The sequence below is a fragment of the Streptomyces sp. NPDC058662 genome, assembly GCF_042716255.1.
GTDB lineage: Bacteria > Actinomycetota > Actinomycetes > Streptomycetales > Streptomycetaceae > Streptomyces.
The window spans coordinates 1-17,312 of the sequence record NZ_JBHXRU010000119.1; the positions used below are offsets into that span (position 1 = coordinate 1).

The window sequence follows — 17,312 nt, forward strand, 5'->3', positions numbered from 1 at the left end:
CCCCCGGACCACTCGGTCCGGGGGCGCCCCCACGTCGTATACGAAAAGCAGCCGGCCCGCTCGGCTGATCAGCTGATCAGCTGATCAGCGCATCTTCCCGCCGCGCGGCATCCGCATGCCCTTGGGCATCGGACCCTTCGGCAGCGGCATGTTGCTCATGAGGTCGCCCATGGCGCGGAGCTTGTCGTTGATCTGGGTGATCTGGGGGCCGGACAGCACGCGGGGCAGCTTGAGCAGCGTGGTGCGCACCTTCTTGAGCGGCACCTCGTTCTCGCCCGTGCCCACGATGAAGTCGTGCACCGGCACATCGGGCATGATCCGGGCCATCTTCTTCTTCTCGTTCGCGAGCAGAAGCTTCACCCGGTTCGGGTTGCCCTCGCCGATCAGCACCACACCGGCCTTGCCGACAGCGCGGTGGACGATGTCCTGGCTCTTGTTCATCGCGATGGCCGGGGTGGTCGTCCAACCCCGGCCCACGTTGTCCAGTACGGCCGCGGCCGCGCCCGGCTGTCCCTCCATCTGCCCGAAGGCAGCCCGCTCGGCCCGTCGTCCGAAGACGATCGCCATCGCGAGGAACGCCACCAGGAAGCCCAGGATGCCCAGGTAGACCGGGTGGTCGATCAGGAAGCCGATCGCGAGAAAGACACCGAAGGTGACGATTCCCACGCCCGCGACGATCAGACCGACCTTCGGGTCGGCCTTGCGCGTCATCTTGTACGTGAGGGCGATCTGCTTCAGTCGCCCGGGGTTCGCAGCAGTCTCTGCGTTTGACTTCCTCGCCATACAGCGAAGTTTACGTGGCCTGCGGGGTCCGGGTCGCCGCGGCCTCAAGTACGTGTTCGGTTTCGACCCGGTCCTTGGCCCTGCGGCGGTCTTCGAGGACGGCGGACCAGGCGTTGCGGCGGGCGCCGCTCATCAGCAGGGACTCGACCCCGCGGAAGGCGTCGGTGAGGGACGGGATGGCGGTGGCGCGTACGGGCGCGGCCTGCATGATGTCGATCCCCTTCACGGTGACGTGCGCGGTGGGTGGACCTATCGTCACTCACTGGTGTTACCAGTGCATGACCGACGGGTCAAACGCTGCGAAACATCGGCGCGGCCCGCCGCACTCTTCTACGAAAGAGCGTAGGGGCCGCGCCGATGCGGTGTTACTGCCTAGTATTCTTTGTGCTCGACTTCACATGCGCCGTGCGCGGCGGCCGGGCCGTTCGCGCGCGCTCCGGGTGGGCCCGTCAGGCCTCGGCGCGGCTGCGCTTCTCCATCGCCTGCGTGTAGAGCCGGCCCGCCCTGTACGACGACCGGACCAGCGGGCCCGACATCACACCGGAGAAGCCGATCTCCTCGGCCTCCTTCGCCAGCTCGACGAACTCGGCCGGCTTCACCCAGCGCTCCACGGGGTGGTGCCGCGGCGAGGGCCGCAGGTACTGCGTGATGGTGATGAGCTCGCAGCCGGCCTCGTGGAGGTCCCTGAGGGCCTGCGAGACCTCCTCACGCTCCTCGCCCATACCGAGGATCAGGTTCGACTTGGTGACCAGGCCGTACGCGCGGGCCCGGGTGATCACGTCGAGTGAGCGCTCGTAGCGGAAACCGGGGCGGATCCGCTTGAAGATCCGCGGCACCGTCTCCACGTTGTGCGCGAAGACCTCGGGGCGGGAGGCGAAGACCTCCTCCAGCAGCTCCGGGATCGCGTTGAAGTCGGGGGCCAGCAGCTCGACCTTGGTGTGGCCGGCCTCGCGGGCCGCGGTCTGCTGGTGGATCTGGCGCACGGTCTCCGCGTACAGCCAGGCGCCGCCGTCCGCCAGGTCGTCGCGCGCGACGCCGGTGATGGTGGCGTAGTTCAGGTCCATCGTGACCACGGACTCGCCCACGCGGCGCGGCTCGTCCCGGTCGAGGGCCTCGGGCTTGCCCGTGTCGATCTGGCAGAAGTCACAGCGCCGGGTGCACTGGTCGCCACCGATGAGGAAGGTGGCCTCGCGGTCCTCCCAGCATTCGTAGATGTTCGGGCAGCCGGCTTCCTGGCAGACCGTGTGCAGTCCCTCGCCCTTCACCAGGGCCTGCATCTTGGTGTACTCGGGACCCATCTTCGCCCGGGTCTTGATCCACTCGGGCTTGCGCTCGATGGGGGTCTGGGCGTTACGGACCTCAAGGCGCAGCATCTTGCGTCCGTCGGGTGCGACTGCGGACACGACCGGCTCCCTGTGACTTCGATTCTTCGGCGCCCACCAGGGTACGCCCGTAATTTCATACGTTCTTACGTCGGCCAACCCGGGGGCGGCCGGCCGCATTCCCCCGCCGCTACGAGCCCACGGCCTGCTCGGTCTCGCGGGGCCGCAGCTCCGCGTGCTCCAGCACCTCCCGCAGATGGCGCTCGACGACGGGCAGCACCTCGGCGATGGTGACCTCGCGGCCCAGCTCGTACGAGAGCGAGGTCACACCGGCGTCCCGGATCCCGCAGGGCACGATCCGGTCGAACCAGGTGTTGTCCGGGTTCACGTTGATCGCGAAGCCGTGCATGGTGACGCCCTTGGCGACCCGGATGCCGATGGCGGCGAGCTTGCGGTCCTCGCGGCGCTGGCCGGCGTTGGAGGGGGCGTACTCGGGGCCGTTCAGCCGGGGGTCGAACTCCTCGTCGTGCAGCCGGGGGTCGAGGTCGAGGGAGAGGCCGCCGGTGCCGGGGAGCCCCGCGGCCGCGCCCCGCTCCTCGGCGGGGTCGCCGAGGACCCACACGCCGGAGCGGCCCTCGACCCGGGTGGTCTCCAGGCCGAACTCGGCGGCGGTGCGGATCAGGGCCTCTTCGAGGCGGCGGACGTGCGCGACCACGTCCACGGGGCGGGGCAGCTTCATGATCGGGTAGCCGACCAGCTGGCCCGGGCCGTGCCAGGTGATCTTCCCGCCGCGGTCCACGTCCACGACGGGCGTGCCGTCGAGGGGGCGCTCACTGGGGTCGGTGCGCCGGCCCGCGGTGTACACCGGCAGGTGCTCCAGCAGCAGGCAGGTGTCCTCGACCTCGTCGGCGAAACGGGCGGCGTGCACCCGGCGCTGCTCTTCCCAGGCCTCGGTGTACTCGACGGACTCCGGCCCGAAGCCCAGATGGACAAACCCAAGCTCAGCCACCGCAGCGCCTCCTCATTGAACCTGCTGTGTGCACGTATCGCACTCAGCAAGGGTACGGCGACCCGCACCCGCCCCCTCAGGCCCCCGCCCCGCCGGCCGCGGCGGGCCGGGCCACCGGTCCGCCGCCGTGCCGCGGGGCCTCTGCGGGAAGGGGCGCGGGGAGTGGTGCGGGGAGAGGCGCGGGAAGGGGTTCCGGCAGCTGTTTGGGCCGCCGCCGGCCCTGCGGCGGCCGGTCGGGGTCCTCGTCCGCGCGCGGCAGGCGCCGATGGCCCTCCGAGTGGTCGTTGACCCAGCCGCACACCCCGCACGCGTACCGCCCGTCGAGCCCCGCGATATAGGTACCGCAGCGCCGGCACTCCGCCTCGGTGAGCTCGGGCGCGGGCAGCGGAGCGGTGGATTCCGGACGCCCCTCGGGAAGGCGCGCCCTGCGGTGCCGGCGGTTCATGGCCCGCAGCGTACGCGGACCGCCGGGGTCACCCCCCGAGGGTCCCCGCCCAGGAGCCCCACGATCGGGTGAACGCACCCCTGACCTGCACATATGGACTGCTCCATGTGCTAAGCGGACACCTCCCGGCCCGGGCTCTCCCGCCGCACGCGCGTGACGGGAGCGGCGGCGCCCTCAGGCGACAGTTCGTGCGCCGAGGCGCGCCCCTGCGGTGGGCGGTGTCGAACGGAGGTGCTTACCAGCCACGGCTCAGTGTCCACCCCGGATCCGGTTCTGCACACGATCGGATGAATGTGGGGCAGACAGGGCGGTGAGAGGGGAGTTCGCCGCTACATTCACGCCGTTCACAGGGCCGGGTCTCCGGTCCGTCACGTCAGGAGACCGTGGAGCCGATGACGGAACGACCTGCCCAGCGCGTCCCCAACCGGCAGCTCGCGGCGCTGATCGCGGAAGCCGGGTTCTCCAACGCCGGGCTCGCCCGCCGCGTCGACCAGCTCGGCCTCGAACACGGTCTCGACCTGCGGTACGACAAGACCTCCGTGACGCGGTGGCTGCGGGGGCAGCAGCCGCGCGGCACGACCCCGGCGCTGATCGCCGAGGTCTTCACCCGGCGCCTCGGGCGGCGGCTCTCCGCGCAGGACCTGGGGCTGGACGCCTGCGCGCCCGTGTACGCGGGGCTTGAGTTCGCGGCCACCCCGGAGGAGGCCGTGGACATCGCGAGCGGGCTGTGGCGCAAGGACTCCGGTTCCCACGCCGAGCTGCGGAAGATCGCCTTCACCCCGGCCGGGCTCGTCGTCCCGAGCCGGGACTGGCTGATCGGCCGGGCCGACGAGCGGGTGGGACGCGGCGCGGATCCGGCCGCGGCGCGGGTGCCGGTCCAGGGGCGGGTGTCGGTGCCCCGGCAGCGGCAGATCGACCGGGGTCCCGGCCAGCGGGTGACCGGCGGGGACATCGCGGCGCTGAGGTCCGTGAGCGAGCTGTTCCGCACCCTGGACCACGCCTACGGCGGCGGGCACGCCCGGCAGGCCCTGGTGCGCTACCTGGAGCACGAGGCCGAGCCGATGCTCCGCGGCACCTACGGGGAGACGACGGGGCGGCGGCTGTTCTCGGCCGCCGCCGACCTCACCCGGCTCGCGGGCTGGACCTCGTACGACATCGCCGCCCACGGTCTCGCCCAGCGGTACTTCGTGCAGGCGCTGCGGCTGGCCCAGGCCGCCGCGGACCGGCCGTACGGGTCGTACGTGCTGGTGACCATGAGCCGGCAGGCGGTCTACCTGGGCCACGGCCGGGAGGCGGTGCAGCTGGCGCGGGTGGCCCAGCAGGGGGTCGGCTCGGGTCCGCCGCCGGTGGTGCAGGCGCTGCTGCACTCGGCGGAGGCGCGCGGGCACGCGGTGCTCGGCGAGGTGCGGGCCTCGACGGCCTCGCTGGTGCGGGCGGAGCGCGCGCTGGGCGCCGCCCGGCCCGGGGACGACGTACCGCCCTGGGCGCGGTTCTTCGACGAGGCGCAGCTCGCGGACGAGTTCGGGCACTGCCACCGGGACCTCCAGCAGTACCGTGCCTCGGCCCAGCACGCGGAGCGCTCGCTCCAGCTGCGGGCACCCGGGTACGCGCGGTCCCGGCTGTTCTGCCGGGTGGTGCTGGCCACGGCACGGCTGGGGCTGGGCGAACTGGACCAGGCGTGCGCGCTGGGCGCGGAGGCCGCGCAGCAGGCGATGGAGATGCGGTCGGTGCGCGCGGTGGAGTACGTACGGGACTTCGAGCGCCGGCTGGAGCCCTACCGCGACGCCTCCGCGGTACGGACCTACCGGGACCGCGTCGCTGCCCTGTCCTGAGGCCCGCGGGCCCGGGCCCGGGCCTCAGGCCGCGACCGGAAGTGCGGGCTCCGGGGCTGCCGGGAGCGGGATCCCGAAGTCGCGCAGGACGGCGGTGCTCGCACGGCGGGCCGAGTGCAGGGCGCCCTGGACGGTGTTGGTGTCGCGGTGGTCGCCGCACACGTACAGCCCGGCCAGGACCCGGACCGGGCGCCGCTGGTCGTACGGCGGGGGCATGGCGGGGACGGCCTCCCGGGTGTGGTGGACGGCGAGCAGGTCCCAGTCCCGGGTGGAGGTCTCGTAGAGCCGGGCCAGCCGCGAGGCGACCGTCCGCCTCGGGGGCGGTGGGCCGAGCACGGTGGTGGTGACCAGGCTCCGGCCGGACGGCGCGCGCGTGGGGTCGACCGCGCTCATCACGGCGGTGTGCGAGAGCGGCCACCCCGGGACCCCGTCCAGGAGCAGCGAGCCGTCCCGGGGCAGTACCGCCGGGGTGGCGTGGTGCAGCACGGTGACCTCGTGGAAGGCGGGCACGCGCAGGCCGGGCAGCAGTTCGGCGGCGGCGCGGGCCCCGGTGGCCAGGAGCACGGAACGGCAGCTGAAGTCGCCGTGCTCCTCGGTGGTGACCAGGTTGGTCGCCACCGACCGGACGCGGACCCCGGTGCGTACGGTGGCGGGCGGCAGGCCGGCGGCGAGCAGGTCGGGCAGGGCCGCCGCGCCGCCCTCGGGCACGGCCGGGCGGCCCCGGAGGAAGGTGCGCAGCGCCAGGTCGGCGACCCGGCTGGACGTGGTGAGCTCCGGGTCGCGGAGCAGGGCGCCGAGCAGCGGCCGCAGGACGCCGTTGACGGTGCGCGGCGGCAGGCCCCGCGCGCGCAGGGCGGCGTGCGCGGTGCGTTCGGGACGGGCGAGCAGCCGTTCCTCGGGGACGGCGGCGAGCCGGCCGAGTACGGCGCTGAGCCGGGCCTGGTCGAGGGAGCCGCTGGCCAGGGCCCGGGCCGGGGTGAGGGCGGCGGCCCGCAGCTGTTTGCCGTCGGTGTGGACGAGGACCCCGGGGGCGAAGGGGCGCAGGCGCAGGGTCTCCAGGCCGGGGGTGCGGGCCAGTTCCGTGTACGAGGTGTTGAGCAGCTGGCCGATCCGGTCGAGCCGGAACCCGTCGGCCGACTCGGTGGCCATCCGGCCGCCGGGGTCGTCCGCGGCTTCCAGGACGGTGACCGTGACCCCCGCGGCGATCAGGTGGCGCGCGGCCGCGAGTCCGGAGACCCCGGCTCCTACGATGACGACGTCCGCATGGTGTGCGGCCTGGTGTGCGCTGGTGAGCACGTGCCCCTCCCCGAGGTCGGCGCGGCTGTGTCTCGTCCTCCTTTCCCCCAACCGGACGCGCGGCAACCCGAGTTCGCCGGAGTATTCCGATCGGTAACGGTCGCATCGTGGTCGCATCCGGGTCACGAACAGTCGCACGGCGGTCGCACACGGCTCGTTTCGGACGGGGTGGACGGGGCGGCCAGGGCGGACGGGGCAGACGCGGTGGACACGGCGGGACCGCCCGGGGCGGTCCGAACCGCTCAGAGGGCGGCGCGGAGGGCCTGGTCGATGCCGGGGTCGCGGAAGGCGAAGCCGGATCCCAGCAGCCGGGCGGGCAGCACCCGCTGACTGCCCAGCACGTCCTCGGAGAACTCCCCCAGCGCGATCCGCAGCACCGCGGCCGGTACGGGCAGTCGCGCCGGGCGGCCCAGCACCCGGCCCATGGCGGCCGTGACCTGGCGGTTGGTCAGGGGCTCGGGGGCGGTGAGGTTGACCGGCCCGGAGAGGGAGGGGGTGTCGACGATGTGGCGCAGGGCCGCGACCTCGTCCCGGAGGGAGATGTACGACCAGTACTGGCGCCCGGAGCCGAGCGGGCCGCCGAGGCCGGCCCGGAAGATCGGGAACAGCCGCCCCCAGGCCCCGCCCTCCCGGGCGACGACCAGGCCGGTACGGGCGAAGGCGGTACGGACGCCCGCCGCGCGGGCGGGCGCGGCGGCCGCCTCCCACTCGACGCAGACCGAGGGCAGGAACCCGTGCCCGACCGGGGCGTCCTCGTCCACGGCGCGGTCGCCGGTGTCGCCGTAGTAGCCGATCGCCGAACCGCTGACCAGGACGGCGGGCGGCCGGTCGAGAGCGGCCACGGCGTCGGCGATCGCGGCGGTGCCGAGGACCCGGCTGTCGCGGATCCGCCTCTTGTGGGCGGCGGTCCACCGGTGGTCGCCGACCCCGGCGCCGGCCAGGTGCACGACGGCCGCGCACCCGGCCAGCCCGTCGGGGTCCACGTACCCCCGGTCGGGATCCCACCGCGCCTCGTCCGCGCCGGCGGGCGCCCGCCGCACGAACCGCACCACCTCGTGGCCGTCTCCGCGCAGGGAGCGCACGAGGGCGCTGCCGATGAGCCCGCTGGAACCGGTGACCGCGATACGCATCCCCCCATCCTGCCGCCTCGCCCGGCCAGCGGGGGGACGCGAGCCGGGCGAGCCCGCGCCTCGGGGTGCGCCCCGGGACCGGTGCCGCGCCCCGGGGCGCCGGGAGCGGCGGCGCCGCCCCGGAGGTCAGCCGAGCCGGGTGCCCACCGCATAGGTGATCGAGATCGCCGGGGCGCCGCTCGTCACACCGCTCGGCGGCCGCCCCGGCCAGGCCCCGGCCCGGCCACCCGGGGGACGGTCCGGGGTGCGCGCGCCGGGCCCCCGTACCAGGGTGGAGGGGTGAGACACGGACGCGAGGAGCCGGGCTGGCTGCGCGGGGAGCCGCCACCGCGCTGGGCCCGGTTCGCGCCCGCGGTGGCCCTCGTCCTGCTGGTGCTGGCACAGCTGGCCACGCCCGGCGACGTGGAGCTGGGGTACTTCCTGGCGGGCCTGCCCCCGGTGGCCGCCTTCGCGTACGGGGCGGGCGGGACCGCGGTCTTCGCCGCCCTGGTGCTCCTCCTGCTGGGCGTCCCCGGCCTGGGGATCGCCCACGCGAGCGGTTCGGACCTCGCCACGGTGGCCACCGTCGGACTGCTGAGCGTGGTGATCGCCTGGGTCCGGCGCCGCCGCGACGCGCAGCTGGTCAGCGTACGGACGGTGGCGGAGGCCGCCCAGCTGGCGGTCCTGCCGCCGGTGCCGGAGCGGGTGGGCCCGGTGGGCTGCTCCGGCCTGTACCGGGCGGCGCAGCGCGGCACCCTGGTCGGCGGGGACCTCTACGACGTGCGGGCGGGACCCTACGGGGTGCGGGCGCTGGTCGGCGACGTCCAGGGGCACGGTCTGGCGGCGGTGGCCACGGTGGCCTCGCTGCTCGGCGCGTTCCGGGAAGCCGTGCTCGACGACGCGGAGCTGAACGCGGTAGCGGCCCGGCTGGACCGGCGGCTGCTGGCGGACGCGGCGGCCGACGCCTCGGTGGAGCATCCGGAGCTGTTCGCGACGGCGATCCTGCTGGAGGTCCCGCCGGGGCGGGACCTCGTACGGATCGTGTCGTGCGGGCATCCCCCGGCCCTGCGGCTGCGCGGGTTCTCGGTCGAGGAGATCGATGTGGAGCCGGGCCCTCCGCTGGGGCTGGGGCTCGCGGGTCCGGCCCCGCCGGCCGTGACCGAGCTGCCGGTCCTGCCCGGGGACCGGCTGCTGCTGCACACCGACGGGGTGACGGAGGCCCGGGACGCGGCGGGGCTCTTCTACCCCCTGACCGCCCGGCTGCCGATGCTGGCCAGGGAGCCGGGCGGACTGGTCGGGGCGGTCTGGCGGGACCTGGCGTCCTACACGGACGGCGGACCGCGCGACGACGTGGCGCTGCTGCTGCTCTCGCTGGACGGCCTGCCGGGCGCGCGCTGACCCGGGGGCGGGGCTCCGGGAAGCCGCGGGTCCGCGCGCCGGGGCGGCGGCCCCCCGGCCCCCCGGAGGTCGGACGGTCGGGCGATCGGGCGATCGGGCGGTAGAGCGGTAGAGCGGTCGGGCGGTAGAGCGGTAGAGCGGCCGGGCCCCTACGCCTCTCGGATGAAGGCGCGCACCAGCCTGCACGTGACGTTGGACGGCCGGTGGATCCCCGTCCGGACGGCCATCGTCCGGATCTTCCGGTTGGTCGCCCGCTTGGCGTCGTACGTCCCCGAGTCGAGCAGGGATATCGCCAACCGCATGGCCTTCAGGCGGCGGTTGTGGCTCTCGTACCACTCGCGGGGCAGCCCCGCCGGCAGCGGCTTCTTCTTGACGTGCGCGATGGTACTGGCAGTGGCCATCTACAGCCTCCCAAACGGTAGTTGGCTTCCTGTCGTTCTTCCTGAATTTTACTGGGTACCACTGACAAAAGCCCTGGCCGGACCAGCTCTGGATAGGGTTGGCGGCATGGAGATCTGGATCAATCCCGCCTGTTCCAAGTGCCGCGCCGCGCTCACCGTGCTGGACGCGGAGGGCGCCGACTACACCGTGCGGCGCTACCTGGAGGACGTGCCCTCGGAAGCCGAGCTCCGCGAGGTCCTCGGCCGGCTGGGGCTGGAGCCGTGGGACATCACGCGCACCTCGGACCCGCTGGCGAAGGAGACCGGGGTACGGGAGCTGCCGCGCGAGGGGACGGAGGAGGCGCGGGGGCGCTGGATCGCGCACCTGGCCGCGCACCCGAAGCTGATCCAGCGGCCGATCATCACCGCCGAGGACGGCACGGCCGTCGTGGCCCGCTCCGAGGACGCCGTCCGCGAGGCGCTGTCCCGCAAGCCCTGAGGCGCGTGGTGGACGACAGGCGCGAGGTGACAGATCGGAGCGGGGCGGACCCGTCGGCGCCCGGCTCCTCCACCGGCCTCGACCTGCACCTCGAACTCCCCGCAGGCGGCGCCCGGCGGACCGCGCTCGCCCGGGCCCTGCGGGAGGCCGTGCGCAGCGGCCGGCTCGCCGGCGGTACGCGGCTGCCGCCGTACCGGACGCTCGCCGCCGACCTGGGGCTGGCCCGCAACGCCGTTGCCGACGCGTACGCCGAGCTGGTGGCCGAGGGATGGTTCACGGCCCGTCAGGGTTCCGGCACCCGGGTGGCGGAGGGCGCCGCGGCCTCGGCGGTACGGGCGGCTCCGGCCGGCCCGGCAGCGGGCAAGCCCCGGCACGACCTGCTCCAGGGCAAGCCCGATCCGGCCTCCTTCCCCCGGGGCCCGTGGGCCGCCAGTGCCCGGCGGGCCCTCGCCGGGGCGCCGACCGAGGCGTTCGGCCCCGGAGACCCCCGCGGCCGCCCCGAGCTGCGGCGGGCCCTGGCGGACTACCTCTCCCGCACCCGGGGCGTGCGCACCGGCCCGGAGAACGTCGTCATCTGCTCCGGCTTCGCCAACGGCCTGCGGCTGCTGGCCTCCGTACGGCCCCGGGACTGGGCGCTGGAGGCCTACGGGCTCCCGTTCCACCACGGCGTCCTGGACGCGGCCGGGGTCCGCCCGTACCCCGTCGAGGTCGATGAGGACGGCATGCGGACCGCGGAACTCCCCTCCCGGGCGCGTACGTTGCTCCTCACTGCGGCCCACCAGTTCCCCACCGGGGGCCGGCTGCTGCCCGCGCGGCGCGCCTTCGCCGTGGAGTGGGCGCGCGCCGGCGGCGGCCTGATCGTGGAGGACGACTACGACGGGGAGTTCCGCTACGACCGCCGGCCGGTCGGCGCCGTGCAGGGCCTGGCGCCCGAGCACGTGGTGTACGCGGGCTCGCTGAGCAAGAGCCTCTCGCCCGCGATCCGCCTGGGCTGGCTGGTCCTCCCGGACCGGCAGGTTGCCGACGTCCTGGCGGAGAAGGGTCTCCGGGAGTCCTGGGCGAGCGCGCTGGACCAGTTGGCCCTGGCCGACTTCATCGAGTGCGGCGGCTACGACGGGCATGTGCGCCGGATGCGCCGCCGCTACCGGGAGCGCCGCGACCGGCTGGTGTCCGTCCTGGCGGCGCGCGCCCCGGGGGCGCGGGTGACGGGCATCTCCGCCGGGCTGCACGCCGTGGTCGAGCTCCCGCCGGGCGGCGAGGCGCCGGCCCTCGCGGCGGCGCGCGCGGCGGGACTGGCCCTGGACGGGCTGTCCGGCTACCGCCATCCCGCCGCTCGCGGCCCGGCCCGCGAGGGGTTGGTGGTCGGTTACGCGGCTCCCGGCGAGCACGCCTTCGACGCGGCCCTGGAGGCGCTGGCGGACGTGGTCCGCCGGGTGGTCTGACGCGGCGGACCACCCGGCGGACCACGGTGCGCGGTCGCGCGGGCCCCGGCGGTCTTCATCTCACCCCCACCTCCGGCCTCGTAGGGTGAAGCGGTAGCAAACGTGGATATACCACCCCGAAGGGCCCATGGTGAACGAGCAGTCCCCGGCGGACCCCCGCACCCGACCTGAGCACCGTCCTGATCGCCGGCCGCCGGCGCGGGCCCGGCGGGCGCCGATCCCCCCGCCGCGGCGGGGGGCCGACTGGATGTTCGGCGGGGTCTACGGGACGGTCCTGGCCAGCGGTCTCCTGGCGGCGCTGGACCAGAAGGGCGGGGAGTACACGCCTTTCTACGACGCCAGCTGGGTGCTGGTGACGGCGTGCGCGGCGGCACTCGCGCACGGCTACTCCCACCACATGACCACGCACCAGCAGGGCTCCGCCCGGCACCGGTGGAGCGTGCTGGTACGGGCGCTGTGGAACGAGTGGCCGATGATCGTGGCCACCCTGCCCACCGTCCTGCTGCTGGTCACGGCGGGGCTGACCGGCTGGGACTCGTACGGGGTGACCGCCGTCGGACTGGGCCTGAACACCGCCCTGCTGTTCGGCTGGGGCTCCTTCGTGGCGCTGCGCGTCGGCTACCGGCTCGGCTCGGCCCTGCTGATCGGGATGGCGGACGCCACGATCGGGCTGGTCATCATCGTGGCGAACGCGGTCATCAAATAGCCCGGAAGCGGCGGGCGCCTGTCCCGGGACGGGGGCCGCACGGGGCAGGCGCCGTACCGGGACGGCGGCCGTCCCGGTACGGGGGACGCCCCCGTCACTCCGCCGGGAGCTGCTCCTGCGCCTGCGCCAGGATCTCCGTCAGCCGGGCCCCGAACTCGGCCCCGCGCGAATCCGGCACCCCCGTCCTCGCGGCGTCGAGCAGCGCGTCCAGGGCCCGCCCGTAGGCGCCCGGCACGTCGCTCCAGCCGGGCAGCGCGTACACGCCCTCGGCTCCGCGCAGTTCGAGCCCCACCCCCGCCGCCTCGCGCGGCGCGCCCAGGCTGAGCACGGCGGTGCTGGCGGCGCCGGAGGCGTGCCGCAGGGCCAGCTGCACCACGTCGGAGGGGCCAGGGGTGGCGCTGACGGCGGTGACCTCGCCGAGGATGGGGATCAGCACGGACAGGGCGTGCGGGCCGACGTCCCACAGCCCGCCCTTGGTCTTGCGCCAGGGCGAGTCGGCGTACGCGCTGGGCGTGCCGTCGGGCGGGAAGACGGCGCCGAGCCAGTGCGCGGCCGCCGTGAACCACCCGGACCGGGCGGCCTGTTCCTCCACCCAGCCGGCGGTGGGCTCGGCGAACCGGAGGGTGAGGAAGACCACGGAGGCGACGCGGTGCCGGGCGACGGCGTCCGCCACGGACCGGGCCGCTTCCACCGTGGTCGCGACGGGCTTGTCGAGCAGCAGGTGGCAGCCGGCGGCAGCGGCCCGTACGGCGAGCGGGGCCTGGATGTCCGGTGGCAGGGCGAAGGCCACGGCGTCACAGTCGGCGAACAGCGCGTCGGGGTCTTCGTACACCTTCACGCCGTACTCGTGCGCCAGCTCGGCCGCCGCCTCGGGGCGCCGGCCCCACACGCCGGCGAACTCCACCCCCGCGTGCGCGGCGAGCGCGGGGGCATGGGTGCGGTGCGCCCATGGGCCGGTGCCGAGGAGCCCGATCCGGGGGCGGCGGCCTGCGGAAGCCTGCCCGGCCAGGTCGGCGGCGGGCTTCGCGGCGTGGGGGGCGGAGAGGTCTCCGGGGAGGCCTCCTGCGGGGTTCACATCAGACGAAATGCTCACCGGCCCAGTCTGCCCCACCGGGCCGGGCGCCCCGCCACCAACCCGCACACCCGCCCGACCTGCGGTGCGGACCTCGGTAACACGGGGTTCACACCCGGGCAACGGAAGAGAAATCGCGGGCGGGCACGCTGCGGTCATCACCGCAGCGACCCGCAGAGTCTGAGGATGGGGCCCGTGAGCTACAAGGCTGAGTACATCTGGATCGACGGCACCGAGCCGACGGCGAAGCTTCGCTCCAAGACGAAGATCCTCGCGGACGGGGACGCCCTCCCGATCTGGGGCTTCGACGGATCGAGCACGAACCAGGCCGAGGGCCATGCCTCCGACCGCGTGCTGCAGCCGGTGTTCTCCTGCCCGGACCCGATCCGCGGCGGGGACGACGTCCTGGTCCTGTGCGAGGTCCTGAACATCGACATGACCCCGCACGAGTCGAACGCCCGCGCCCTGCTGCGTCCGGTCGCGGAGAGGTTCGCCGGGCAGGAGCCGATCTTCGGCATCGAGCAGGAGTACACCTTCTTCGACGGGTCCCGCCCGCTCGGCTTCCCCGTCAACGGCTTCCCGGCCGCGCAGGGCGGCTACTACTGCGGCGTCGGCTCCGACGAGATCTTCGGCCGCGAGATCGTGGAGAAGCACCTGGACCACTGCCTCGCGGCGGGCCTGAGCATCTCCGGCATCAACGCCGAGGTCATGCCCGGCCAGTGGGAGTTCCAGGTCGGCCCCGTCGGCCCGCTGGAGGTCTCCGACCAGCTGTGGATCGCCCGCTGGCTGCTCTACCGCACCGCCGAGGACTTCAACGTGTCGGCGACGCTGAACCCGAAGCCCGTCAAGGGCGACTGGAACGGCGCGGGCGCGCACACCAACTTCTCGACGAGGGCGATGCGCGAGGACTACCGCGCGATCATCTCCGCGTGCGAGGCGCTGGGCGAGGGCTCGAAGCCGCTGGACCACGTGAAGAACTACGGCGCCGGGATCGACGAGCGCCTGACGGGTCTGCACGAGACGGCCCCCTGGAACGAGTTCAGCTACGGCGTCTCCGACCGCGGTGCCTCGGTGCGCATCCCGTGGCAGGTGGAGAAGGAGGGCAAGGGCTACATCGAGGACCGCCGCCCGAACGCCAACGTGGACCCCTATGTCGTCACCCGCCTCATCACGGACACCTGCTGCACCGGCCTGGAGAAGGACGGCCTGGTCTGAGACGGTCCCGCACCGGGGACCGACCCGCACCACCGACGACCGACGACGCCCGCCGAGCCCTCGCGCTCCGGCGGGCGTCGCCCGTGCGGGGCCGTGCGGGGCGGCGGGGGCCGTGCGGGGCCGGACTGCCGTGCGCAGCACCCTCGTTGGCGACTTATCCCGCTATCACCCGAACCTCATCGCGGAGTATGAGATGGCGATCCACGGTGTGAGACGACACCTGCCCCGGGACCCGGACATCTGCTTGAATGAAGGCATGGCCAGCCCCTCGTACACCTCGACCGGTCACGGCGACCTGGAGCCGTTCTGGCCGTCCCGTCAGGATCACGATTTCGACCGGGTCTGTCGCCGCGCGAAGAACGCGCCGGCCCTCTAACGCCTCCCGGACATCCTTCCCGGACCTCCCCGAGGCCTTCGGTCCGCGCGGTTACGACGTACGTCTCCCGTCGAATCCTCCGCGTGAAAGAGCTGACCACTCATGTCTCAGACCCGTTCGCTGACCTCCGCCGCTTCCGCCGCGACCACCCCCTTCCCCCACCCTCCCAGTCCGCGCCACCGGCTGCGCGCGGTGGACCGGGACGAGGCGGCCCGCGTCGCGGACCTGCTTCCGCCCGGGGCGACGTGGCTGCCCGCCCCCCAGCACGCGCTCCCGACCCTGCCGGGCCGGCCGCCGATGATCGGCTACCTGGTGCTCGTACCGGCCGACCAGCAGCCGCCGGTCGCCTTCGCCCCGCACGCCGTGGGCGCGCCGGCGCGGCCCGCCCCGCAGGCCGAGGCTCCCGGGACCGCCGCGACCCGGGGCGACGCCCTGGTCCGCATCGACCCGGCGCAGCGCACCGCCGAGGTCGACGGCGAGGTACTGGACCTGACCTACCTGGAGTTCGAGCTGCTGGCCCACCTGGTGCAGCACCCGCACCGCGTGCACAGCCGGGACCAGCTGGTGACCACGGTCTGGGGCTACGGCCACGTCGGCGACGGCCGCACCGTGGACGTCCACATCGCCCGCCTGCGCCGCAAGCTCGGCGCCGCACACCGCGGCGCGATCCAGACGGTGCGCAGGGTGGGCTACAAGTACGCCCCCTGACCGGCCCGCGCGGAGCGGTCGGCAGGGACCCGGCGGGCCCGTACCCACGAGGGGTGTACGGGCCCGCCGGCGTTCCCGGCTACGCGGTCCGGGCCCGGCGGCGCGCCACGACGCCGAGCAGGGCGTCCACCAGGAGGAAGGCGGCCAGGCTGATCCCGAGCATCGGGACGAACCAGCCGACCGCGGCCGTCACCGCGGCCGTCGGCAGCAGGACCGTCACGGGCAGCCTGCGCCAGGCGCCGCGCGGCTGCGGCCGGCCGGCCGACATCCGCCGCTCCTTCGTCGGCCGGCGCAGCCACCACATCCGGTAGCCCCAGAAGACCAGGAACACGACGGCGGCGGCCAGGGCCGCCAGCGCGACCTGGTTGGCGAGCCCGAAGGTCGTGCCCATGTGCAGGTCGATGCCGAAACGCGTCATCTTCGCGAGCAACGGGTAGTCGGCGAAGCGCAGTTCGTCCAGGACCCGGCCGTCGGCGGGGTCGACGGCGACGGCGTCCAGGTGCACCGGCACCTGCCTGTCCTTCTCCCGGACCACGTACCCCTTGCCCTCGGCGGGCAGGGTGATCTGGAGGTACTCGGTGACCCCGGCGGCGCGGGCCGCGGACACGGCCCCGTCGATGCCGATGTCGGCGGTGGCCGGCGCGGGGGGCATCTCGGCGCCGTCGGGCATGGTGTGTCCCGCGTGCTCGTCGGACCCGGCGGACGGGCCGCCGGCCACGGAGGCGGAGACCGGCGGGGTGGCCCCGCCGAGCCGGTCCTGGAGCTGCCCGATGTTCTCGCCGGCGTACTTGGACCAGGTCAGCCCGGTGGCGGAGAGGGCGACCAGGCCGATCGCGGCCCAGAGTCCGACGGTGCCGTGCCAGGACAGCGTGCGGCGCAGGCCGGCGGCTCCGCGTTCGGGCAGGACCAGCCGGTAGCGGCGCTTGCGGCGGCGGCCGACCCACAGGGCGACGCCGCCGAGGGCGACCACCCACAGCCAGCTGGCCGCGAGTTCGCTGTAGTTCCGGCCGAACTCCCCGAGCTGGAGGCTGGAGTGGAACTCGCTCAGCCAGGCCCGCAGGGGCAGCGCGTCGCCCACGGTCGTGAGCTGCCCGCGCACGTCGGCCGTGTACGGGTCGACGAACACGGTGAGGGTCTCCCCCTCCGCCAGCCCCGGGCTCTCCATGATCACGCGGGTGGTGGCGTCGGCCTCGGGCGCGGGCCACACGGACACGGCCTCGCCCTTCGGCGCGACGTCCTGGGCCGCCGCGACCTGGGCACTGAGCGGCAGGGCGCTGTCGCCGACGCGGGCGACGGTCAGCTCGTCGGAGTAGAGGATCTTCTCGGCCTGCCAGGAACCGGCGTACAGCAGGCCGGTCGTCGCGGCGAGCAGCAGCAGCGGGGCGATCAGGAGGCCCGCGTAGAAGTGCACGCGCAGGACCAGCGGCCGCAGGGCGGACCAGCCTCCGGTACGGCGCCCGGACGGGTCGGAGGGGTCGGATATGCCGGGATCGGCGTCGGCGTCGGCGTCGGTGTCGGCGTCCGGGGGGCGGACGTCCTGAGCCTCTTCGAGGGACATGCGGGTCCTAGGTGAGTGGGAGAGACATGGGGAACCGGCCCCGGGTGTCGCCCCCTCGTCGAAGAGGTGCGCCGGTCAGGCGCGGGCGGGACGGCCGGGGGCCGCGGTGCGGACAGCTCGGCCCGCGGGCGGCCCGCGGCGCACCACGGCGTGGGCGTGCAC

At 74.5% G+C, this 17,312-nt stretch carries 18 protein-coding genes; 8 read left to right on the top strand and 10 right to left on the bottom strand.

The window, feature by feature from the left end; genetic code table 11:
• Positions 1-84 precede the first annotated feature (84 nt).
• From ACFWUQ_RS27840 to ACFWUQ_RS27860, 5 genes are all read right to left on the bottom strand, one after another.
• The gene (locus tag ACFWUQ_RS27840) at positions 85-783 is read right to left on the bottom strand and encodes a DUF4191 domain-containing protein (protein ID WP_384543482.1); all 699 of its coding nucleotides are present in this window, start codon (positions 781-783) and stop codon (positions 85-87) included.
• Between the two features lie 10 nt (positions 784-793).
• Positions 794-991, bottom strand: coding sequence for a hypothetical protein (locus ACFWUQ_RS27845; protein WP_384543514.1), 198 nt, complete (start codon positions 989-991; stop codon positions 794-796).
• Between the two features lie 241 nt (positions 992-1,232).
• The gene (gene lipA, locus ACFWUQ_RS27850; protein WP_384543484.1) at positions 1,233-2,186 is read right to left on the bottom strand and encodes a lipoyl synthase; all 954 of its coding nucleotides are present in this window, start codon (positions 2,184-2,186) and stop codon (positions 1,233-1,235) included.
• A gap of 109 nt (positions 2,187-2,295) precedes the next feature.
• Entirely contained in the window at positions 2,296-3,114 is an 819-nt protein-coding gene (gene lipB / locus ACFWUQ_RS27855; RefSeq protein WP_384543486.1) for a lipoyl(octanoyl) transferase LipB, read from the bottom strand.
• Positions 3,115-3,190: 76 nt separating this feature from the next.
• On the bottom strand, positions 3,191-3,559 hold the full coding sequence (locus tag ACFWUQ_RS27860) for a hypothetical protein (RefSeq protein ID WP_384543488.1): 369 nt from the start codon (positions 3,557-3,559) through the stop codon (positions 3,191-3,193).
• Between the two features lie 392 nt (positions 3,560-3,951).
• On the opposite strand from ACFWUQ_RS27860, the gene ACFWUQ_RS27865 reads away from it, so the two are divergent.
• Complete coding sequence (locus tag ACFWUQ_RS27865) at positions 3,952-5,391, top strand: regulator (protein WP_384543490.1); 1,440 nt, start codon at positions 3,952-3,954, stop codon at positions 5,389-5,391.
• 24 nt (positions 5,392-5,415) lie between these two features.
• On the opposite strand, the gene ACFWUQ_RS27870 is transcribed toward ACFWUQ_RS27865, so the two are convergent.
• Positions 5,416-6,687 (bottom strand): NAD(P)/FAD-dependent oxidoreductase, encoded by a 1,272-nt coding sequence (locus ACFWUQ_RS27870; RefSeq protein WP_384543492.1) that lies wholly within the window; start codon positions 6,685-6,687, stop codon positions 5,416-5,418.
• Positions 6,688-6,929: 242 nt separating this feature from the next.
• Positions 6,930-7,817 carry a TIGR01777 family oxidoreductase gene (locus tag ACFWUQ_RS27875; protein ID WP_384543494.1) on the bottom strand — a complete coding sequence of 296 codons (888 nt, stop codon included), beginning with the start codon at positions 7,815-7,817 and terminating at the stop codon, positions 6,930-6,932.
• 279 nt (positions 7,818-8,096) lie between these two features.
• On the opposite strand from ACFWUQ_RS27875, the gene ACFWUQ_RS27880 reads away from it, so the two are divergent.
• The gene (locus tag ACFWUQ_RS27880; RefSeq protein WP_384543496.1) at positions 8,097-9,194 is read left to right on the top strand and encodes a PP2C family protein-serine/threonine phosphatase; all 1,098 of its coding nucleotides are present in this window, start codon (positions 8,097-8,099) and stop codon (positions 9,192-9,194) included.
• A gap of 149 nt (positions 9,195-9,343) precedes the next feature.
• Here the strand turns inward: ACFWUQ_RS27880 and ACFWUQ_RS27885 are convergent, their stop codons facing one another.
• The gene (locus tag ACFWUQ_RS27885; RefSeq protein WP_384543498.1) at positions 9,344-9,595 is read right to left on the bottom strand and encodes a hypothetical protein; all 252 of its coding nucleotides are present in this window, start codon (positions 9,593-9,595) and stop codon (positions 9,344-9,346) included.
• 106 nt (positions 9,596-9,701) lie between these two features.
• On the opposite strand from ACFWUQ_RS27885, the gene ACFWUQ_RS27890 reads away from it, so the two are divergent.
• The 3 genes from ACFWUQ_RS27890 (at position 9,702) to ACFWUQ_RS27900 (ending at position 12,221) form a co-directional block, all read left to right on the top strand.
• On the top strand, positions 9,702-10,073 hold the full coding sequence (locus ACFWUQ_RS27890; protein WP_384543500.1) for an ArsC/Spx/MgsR family protein: 372 nt from the start codon (positions 9,702-9,704) through the stop codon (positions 10,071-10,073).
• A 26-nt stretch (positions 10,074-10,099) separates the two neighbouring features.
• On the top strand, positions 10,100-11,515 hold the full coding sequence (locus tag ACFWUQ_RS27895) for a PLP-dependent aminotransferase family protein (RefSeq protein WP_384543502.1): 1,416 nt from the start codon (positions 10,100-10,102) through the stop codon (positions 11,513-11,515).
• 247 nt (positions 11,516-11,762) lie between these two features.
• Positions 11,763-12,221, top strand: coding sequence for a hypothetical protein (locus tag ACFWUQ_RS27900; protein WP_384543504.1), 459 nt, complete (start codon positions 11,763-11,765; stop codon positions 12,219-12,221).
• A 94-nt stretch (positions 12,222-12,315) separates the two neighbouring features.
• On the opposite strand, the gene ACFWUQ_RS27905 is transcribed toward ACFWUQ_RS27900, so the two are convergent.
• Entirely contained in the window at positions 12,316-13,230 is a 915-nt protein-coding gene (locus tag ACFWUQ_RS27905) for a Gfo/Idh/MocA family protein (protein ID WP_384543516.1), read from the bottom strand.
• A gap of 258 nt (positions 13,231-13,488) precedes the next feature.
• Between ACFWUQ_RS27905 and glnII the strand changes: the two genes are divergently transcribed.
• The 3 genes from glnII to ACFWUQ_RS27920 all read left to right on the top strand — a co-directional run bounded on the left by glnII (position 13,489) and on the right by ACFWUQ_RS27920 (position 15,592).
• Positions 13,489-14,508, top strand: a complete 1,020-nt coding sequence (glnII, locus tag ACFWUQ_RS27910) for a glutamine synthetase (protein ID WP_384543506.1) — start codon at positions 13,489-13,491, stop codon at positions 14,506-14,508.
• A gap of 130 nt (positions 14,509-14,638) precedes the next feature.
• On the top strand, positions 14,639-14,884 hold the full coding sequence (locus ACFWUQ_RS27915; RefSeq protein ID WP_384543508.1) for a hypothetical protein: 246 nt from the start codon (positions 14,639-14,641) through the stop codon (positions 14,882-14,884).
• 102 nt (positions 14,885-14,986) lie between these two features.
• A complete protein-coding gene (locus ACFWUQ_RS27920; protein ID WP_384543510.1) occupies positions 14,987-15,592 on the top strand; it encodes a winged helix-turn-helix domain-containing protein in 606 nt (201 codons plus the stop codon).
• Positions 15,593-15,671: 79 nt separating this feature from the next.
• Here ACFWUQ_RS27920 and ACFWUQ_RS27925 read toward each other — a convergent pair whose 3' ends face one another.
• A complete protein-coding gene (locus tag ACFWUQ_RS27925; protein ID WP_384543512.1) occupies positions 15,672-17,150 on the bottom strand; it encodes a PepSY-associated TM helix domain-containing protein in 1,479 nt (492 codons plus the stop codon).
• Between the last annotated feature and the right edge of the window lie 162 nt (positions 17,151-17,312).

Bases quoted from the DNA above. Each gene is read 5' to 3' on its own strand.
- ACFWUQ_RS27890 (WP_384543500.1), top strand. From the start codon at position 9,702: ATGGAGATCTGGATCAATCCCGCCTGTTCCAAGTGCCGCGCCGCGCTC.
- ACFWUQ_RS27865 (WP_384543490.1), top strand. From the start codon at position 3,952: ATGACGGAACGACCTGCCCAGCGCGTCCCCAACCGGCAGCTCGCGGCG.
- ACFWUQ_RS27840 (WP_384543482.1), bottom strand. From the start codon at position 783: ATGGCGAGGAAGTCAAACGCAGAGACTGCTGCGAACCCCGGGCGACTG.
- ACFWUQ_RS27885 (WP_384543498.1), bottom strand. From the start codon at position 9,595: ATGGCCACTGCCAGTACCATCGCGCACGTCAAGAAGAAGCCGCTGCCG.
- ACFWUQ_RS27860 (WP_384543488.1), bottom strand. From the start codon at position 3,559: ATGAACCGCCGGCACCGCAGGGCGCGCCTTCCCGAGGGGCGTCCGGAA.
- ACFWUQ_RS27845 (WP_384543514.1), bottom strand. From the start codon at position 991: ATGCAGGCCGCGCCCGTACGCGCCACCGCCATCCCGTCCCTCACCGAC.
- ACFWUQ_RS27900 (WP_384543504.1), top strand. From the start codon at position 11,763: ATGTTCGGCGGGGTCTACGGGACGGTCCTGGCCAGCGGTCTCCTGGCG.
- ACFWUQ_RS27875 (WP_384543494.1), bottom strand. From the start codon at position 7,817: ATGCGTATCGCGGTCACCGGTTCCAGCGGGCTCATCGGCAGCGCCCTC.
- ACFWUQ_RS27920 (WP_384543510.1), top strand. From the start codon at position 14,987: ATGTCTCAGACCCGTTCGCTGACCTCCGCCGCTTCCGCCGCGACCACC.
- ACFWUQ_RS27925 (WP_384543512.1), bottom strand. From the start codon at position 17,150: ATGTCCCTCGAAGAGGCTCAGGACGTCCGCCCCCCGGACGCCGACACC.